The organism is Bacillus sp. SIMBA_008, assembly GCF_046535495.1.
Lineage (GTDB): Bacteria > Bacillota > Bacilli > Bacillales > Bacillaceae > Bacillus > Bacillus subtilis.
In genome coordinates this window covers 1-263 of record NZ_JAWRWL010000643.1, presented here as the reverse complement: position 1 = coordinate 263, position 263 = coordinate 1, and the positions used below count along the sequence as shown (strand labels likewise).

1 pseudogene is annotated in these 263 nt (G+C 38.4%); it reads right to left on the bottom strand.

Annotated features, from left to right (window positions below):
* Positions 1-51: 51 nt before the first annotated feature.
* Positions 52-263, bottom strand: a pseudogene (sodA, locus tag SB658_RS24795) (superoxide dismutase [Mn]); the annotation flags it as partial.

Here is a 263-nt window from a genome sequence, read left to right as displayed (position 1 = left end):
GGATTTCGACAATACTAATTTTACATTACCAAATTTACCTTATACGCACGACTAATGTGTTTGTGATTGAATTGCTTGTAAATACTTTTCATTTACCCGGTCCCAGTGCACCGTATGCCACCAGTTGGTAACAAATTCTGGACGCCGATTTTGATACTTTAAATAATAGGCGTGTTCCCATACATCGATGACGAGTAATGGAATTTTACCTTCTTGCAAAGGTGTATCTTGATTGGGTGTACTCATAACGGAAAGTTCCTCAC